Origin of the sequence: Sphingobacterium sp. InxBP1, assembly GCF_026191775.1 — a bacterium.
GTDB lineage: Bacteria > Bacteroidota > Bacteroidia > Sphingobacteriales > Sphingobacteriaceae > Sphingobacterium > Sphingobacterium thalpophilum.
This window is the reverse complement of sequence record NZ_JAINDX010000016.1, coordinates 1-4,439: the sequence shown is the minus strand read 5'-3', so window position 1 is coordinate 4,439 and position 4,439 is coordinate 1. Positions and strand designations below refer to the sequence as shown.

The window sequence follows — 4,439 nt, the reverse complement described above, 5'->3', positions numbered from 1 at the left end:
TTAGATAATTGATTTTTTATGAAAATAGAACGTATTATTAGCTGGTTTGATAGAGCAGATGAGGAACTTATTGGTGAATTTAATATAGACTTTATACCATTAGATATTTTGAAGGGGATTTTTAGTCCTCCGATTGAAGATCCTTTAATGTACAATCCTTATGATATAAATATAGAGGAATCTGAAATTCTAAAAAAATATGTAGACATTGAATTCGAATTTGATAAATATACATATCAAATTGATTGTTTTCAAGCTTGATAGTTATGAGCACTTTAAGTTTATCGAAAAGTGCTTTTATAATAAAACGACAACGTCCAATCCGGTAAAGATTGCGCGTTGTTGTTTTATTTGGGATATAGTCAAGCCCCAGTTATGTATTGGCATCGTCCATTTTTTAGAAATGTCCTTAATAATCAGATAAAACAGCTTCAATAAAGCCTGCTCAGAGCTAAACGCTCCTTTGGACTTAGTAATCTTTTGTATCTGACGGTGTATTCCCTCAATCGGATTTGTGGATTATAGTGTGTGGCAGAATCTGAAAGTTCACCTTCTCCTTTCGAATATTTAGACGATCCGGAATCGGATTGGGGAGTGTTTATTCAGGAAATCATTAATAATCCCGTAAGAAAACAAAATTTTATCTTAAATCTGATGGGTTAATTTTACGCAATCACAGTAAATTGCACCCTAATTCTTTTGAATCTCTTCTAAAGAACCCTAAGGCAATTTGGGGACTTTCAGATAGTTCCTCAGGAAAAATTAAAGTTGTAGGAGAGGGCTATAGGCCAGCTAAAGGTGAAAAATCTTGTAAGTACCCCATTTTTCCGACAGCTGAGATTGGACTTTTCTAATTTACGTTACTGATTGATTTATTTGTTGTTGGTGTCTAATATTTTTTGATAATTCCGTTGGTGTGAGATTCCCAAGACCTTCATGGGGTCTGTTGTTATTATATTCATCCATCCATGCCTGGGTATGTTCTCTTACTTCTGACAAGTTGAAAAATAAATAAGCATCCAAAATTTCTTTGCGATAACTTCGGTTGAACCGTTCGATGTAGCCATTCTGCATAGGCTTACCGGGCTGGATAAATTGAATAGCGATGCCTTGGTCTTTACACCAGAGCTCAAAATGATAACTGGTGAATTCGGGGCCATTATCTACGCGTAGACAGAGCGGTTTGCCCCGCCAGTCTATGATTTGTTCAAGTGTCCGTGTTACCCTCAAAGAAGAAATAGAAGTAGCTATTTCGATACACAATATCTCACGGGAGCAGTCATCCATCACATTAAAAGTTCTAAACCTATTTCCGCTTGCCAAGCTATCGCTCATAAAGTCCATGCTCCATTTTTGATTAATGCTGACCTGCTGTTCCAGAGGCTGTTTCTCCCGAGCAGGTAAACGACGTTTGCCACGCCTCTTCTTGTTCATATTTAGCAGCTTATACACCCGGTAAACTTTTTTGTGATTCCAGGGCTTCCCCGCTCTGCGCAGATAAGCGTAAAGTTTTCGGAATCCATAGACAGGATGTTTGGCGGACAGATCATCTAATGCAGATATGACTGCACTGTCATCTTTCCTACTAACATAGTAATATTGTGAACGGCACATCCCTGTCAATTTGCAGGCTCCGGTGACACTCAAACCGTGATTCAGGATAATCTCCTGGGTTAACTGTTTTTGCTGCCGGAGCCCCAACCTTTTTTTGTGATGACTTCTTTTAGGATATCATGGTTCATACTCAGTTCGGCAAACATCTTTTTTAAGCGGGCATTTTCTTCTTCAAGTTCCTTCAGGCGCTTGACATCCGATGCTTCCATGCCGCCGTAACGGCTCCTCCAATTATAAAATGTGGCCCTGCTAATCTCAAGCTCTCGGCAGATGTCTTCGGTCTTTCTGCCTTCTTCGCCCTCTTTGAGTGCTCGAACAATCTGGCTTTCTGTAAAACGTGTTTTTTTCATTTTATTACTTAAATCTAAACATTTATGTCCAGTTTTAAGCTGTTTGATTTTTTGGGACACTTACAATACAACTTAGATATTTCCACATATTCCATGCAGCCATCGACAAAACACCGAAACATTATTGACTTCATCATCGATCACGAACCCATTTAATCTCGCTGCGCTGGATCATGCCGATATACTTTTGCATATGCGCATCCGTCAGCATTCCATCCGGCCTGAGGTCGTAGTCGAATGTTTTGCTAAACTTATCATACTGTACACTGGCGGTATAGTCGTGGTTGACAAAAAAATGCCAAAGCCCATCCGGTTTGGGACTTACACGAACAACGTAGCGCTTCCCCTGATGATAGAACATTTCGGGTACATCGTGATCATAACGTAGAATAAGAGCATCGATAACAGCCTCCTTGATGTCATCGGTAAGATAGCCATACGCCAATTCCCAGTCTCCCTGACTCTTTCGGAATACGTAAAATGTGACCCTGTTCTTGTGATAGACGTAATAATCCCGCATGCCCAACCCTTTGTCTTGGATACTGATCTGGGCGAACATCACCCGACCTCGGCAGTGGATTTCTAGCGGTTTCATTCCACAATATTACTAATATTATTAGTAAATTATCAATATTAATTTTAATTTTGAGACATGCAACGAGAATGGTTAAAGAAGAATAAAGAGATTCCGAGCGTGGTAACGTCGTTGTATAATGACGCGAAACTCAATGGCGCATGGATATATCATAAGGTGACACGACGATTCTACACTCCGGATGAGTTCCTAAAGGATTGGTCAACGATATATTTTGAGGGTAGACGGGGGGCGGACAATAGAGATGCTTTCCAAATTATGAACCCCATGGCGGCAATCCGGCAACGGGCCGAATGGGTGGCCAAGGCGAGTGCCGAGCTACAAGAGATCATGCGTAAACTGGAGCAGTACCAGGCGCAATTCAAAGTTAAATAGCGTTCTGAATATCCGGCCGGTTTGTGTCACCCTTGGCGCCGGTAACGCGAAATACCTTGTGCGCCCCAAGTTCGCCTTCAAATGGGATCATCAGCTGCTGGATATCTTCCTTGGTATTTGCCGAAAGCCATTCTTCTCGACTGGATGGCGGAATGATAAGCGGCATTCGTTTTTTCTCGTTGTGTATTTCCTCAAGTAATGGATTGGCCTTCGTAGTGATAACGGAAAAAGTAGGGTATACGTTATTCGTCTCGTAATCCTTGAAGTCGCTGTAAACAACGCCGATTGTGAAAATCTCTTTACTTGGGTAATAGATGTAATAGTTCTCAGTTTCCTTTTGCCCAGCTACTTTATGCGGCTCGTAGAAACCATTGACATAAAGCAGGCCCCGATTCTTCAGAATGTAATTTTTATAGGACGCTTTTTCAAATATCGATTCAGATTCGGCATTCAAAGTGTTGGCGTATTTGGCAGCATCATCTTCGGTCTTCACCCAGAACGGTATCAATTTCCATCGGGCCGGTACTATGGCGCCCGGATCAGCATTTAGCGTCACCGGAAGATAGGGACGAGTGAAACCAGTAACGTGAAATATCTCTTCATGCTGATAATGAACCTGAAGGTTCTTGAACGCTTTCACTAGTTGGGCCGTGCTGGGTGTGGACGTATGATAACACATATTTGTTTATATTTGATTTAAAGGTAGTATTTCTATGACAAGAGAACAAGTACTTGACTACATTTGTTTAGGGTACAACGTCCTAGAGAACGGACGGCCAATATCTGTGCTGGACACGCTGGCCTATCTGCAGGAGATAGACGAGGAAGATTCGGGTGTATTTGTATTGGAAGACCTACTTACTTGGGACCAAAAAGAACTTGATATGATCGACGGACAAAAATATTATGATGAGATAGGGGAGTATGGAATGAAGCTGTTTATTAGGAATGTGGCTATCCGTACTGGAATATGGGAAGGATATGAAGACTTTCTTGTCAGGGAATTTCCGGAGACGTCCGCTAGGGAACTACAGGAAGCACGGGAGCTAGCTGGCCGGGTCATCAAGATGACCAAGGAAGAATTTCGCGACTGGGTTGCCGCCAATGATGTTAACTTGATCGTATCTGATTTATTTGTTTTGGACGAGGGGAGTATCCTCACGGGATCAGTGGAGACAACCAAGGCGCTTGATGGGGTCTTGGGCGACGGTCTGGAAGATTTAATCGAGTGCCATGTTTCGCCAATGGACGTACTTAATTTGACTGACCATGAGATTTATTGGGTTGATCCAGTGGTGAAAGCCTAGAGTGTTAGTCTAGGCTTTTACTATATTTTATTTAATAAATTTCTTTTTAATTTCTTTGGACACCGTCTCATAAAGTGTGTAAGTTATAAAAATGCGGAGTTGGAAAGGACTTCGCATTTTTTATTTAATTAACTTTATAAGAGTATGATTGACAAAGAGTCACTATTAAACGACAAGGAGTTCTTAAAGAGTTTTAAG

6 protein-coding genes and 1 pseudogene are annotated in these 4,439 nt (G+C 41.2%); 3 read left to right on the top strand and 4 right to left on the bottom strand.

Translation table 11 applies throughout. The annotated features are described in order from the left end of the window. The first annotated feature begins 18 nt into the window (after positions 1-18). The gene (locus tag K7A41_RS00200; RefSeq protein WP_265712092.1) at positions 19-261 is read left to right on the top strand and encodes a colicin E3-like toxin immunity protein; all 243 of its coding nucleotides are present in this window, start codon (positions 19-21) and stop codon (positions 259-261) included. A 36-nt stretch (positions 262-297) separates the two neighbouring features. Here the strand turns inward: K7A41_RS00200 and K7A41_RS00195 are convergent. The 3 genes and pseudogenes from K7A41_RS00195 to K7A41_RS00185 form a co-directional block, all read right to left on the bottom strand. After that, a pseudogene (locus K7A41_RS00195) lies at positions 298-519 on the bottom strand (transposase); the annotation flags it as partial. Positions 520-855: 336 nt separating this feature from the next. Then, positions 856-1,964, bottom strand: a protein-coding gene (locus K7A41_RS00190) for an IS3 family transposase (RefSeq protein ID WP_265712091.1) whose coding sequence is annotated in 2 segments (ribosomal slippage) — positions 856-1,703 and positions 1,703-1,964 — 1,110 coding nt in all. Because the reading frame shifts where the segments join, the coding sequence is not laid out codon by codon here. A gap of 133 nt (positions 1,965-2,097) precedes the next feature. Continuing rightward, positions 2,098-2,559 carry a hypothetical protein gene (locus tag K7A41_RS00185; protein WP_265712090.1) on the bottom strand — a complete coding sequence of 154 codons (462 nt, stop codon included), beginning with the start codon at positions 2,557-2,559 and terminating at the stop codon, positions 2,098-2,100. A gap of 57 nt (positions 2,560-2,616) precedes the next feature. Here K7A41_RS00185 and K7A41_RS00180 point away from each other — a divergent pair, with 57 nt between their 5' ends. After that, positions 2,617-2,934: a hypothetical protein gene (locus K7A41_RS00180; RefSeq protein WP_265712089.1), complete on the top strand. Its 318-nt coding sequence runs from the start codon at positions 2,617-2,619 to the stop codon at positions 2,932-2,934. Here K7A41_RS00180 and K7A41_RS00175 read toward each other — a convergent pair. Beyond that, positions 2,927-3,613 carry an SOS response-associated peptidase gene (locus K7A41_RS00175; protein ID WP_265712088.1) on the bottom strand — a complete coding sequence of 229 codons (687 nt, stop codon included), beginning with the start codon at positions 3,611-3,613 and terminating at the stop codon, positions 2,927-2,929. The two genes, K7A41_RS00180 and K7A41_RS00175, sit on opposite strands and share 8 nt — an antisense overlap. Before the next feature lie 34 nt (positions 3,614-3,647). On the opposite strand from K7A41_RS00175, the gene K7A41_RS00170 reads away from it, so the two are divergent. Next, positions 3,648-4,241, top strand: a complete 594-nt coding sequence (locus K7A41_RS00170) for a hypothetical protein (RefSeq protein ID WP_265712087.1) — start codon at positions 3,648-3,650, stop codon at positions 4,239-4,241. Positions 4,242-4,439: the final 198 nt, after the last annotated feature.

What these genes read in the sequence shown, in the direction of transcription:
- K7A41_RS00200 (WP_265712092.1), top strand. Translation starts at nt 19, where the DNA reads ATGAAAATAGAACGTATTATTAGCTGGTTTGATAGAGCAGATGAGGAA.
- K7A41_RS00185 (WP_265712090.1), bottom strand. Translation starts at nt 2,559, where the DNA reads ATGAAACCGCTAGAAATCCACTGCCGAGGTCGGGTGATGTTCGCCCAG.
- K7A41_RS00180 (WP_265712089.1), top strand. Translation starts at nt 2,617, where the DNA reads ATGCAACGAGAATGGTTAAAGAAGAATAAAGAGATTCCGAGCGTGGTA.
- K7A41_RS00175 (WP_265712088.1), bottom strand. Translation starts at nt 3,613, where the DNA reads ATGTGTTATCATACGTCCACACCCAGCACGGCCCAACTAGTGAAAGCG.
- K7A41_RS00170 (WP_265712087.1), top strand. Translation starts at nt 3,648, where the DNA reads ATGACAAGAGAACAAGTACTTGACTACATTTGTTTAGGGTACAACGTC.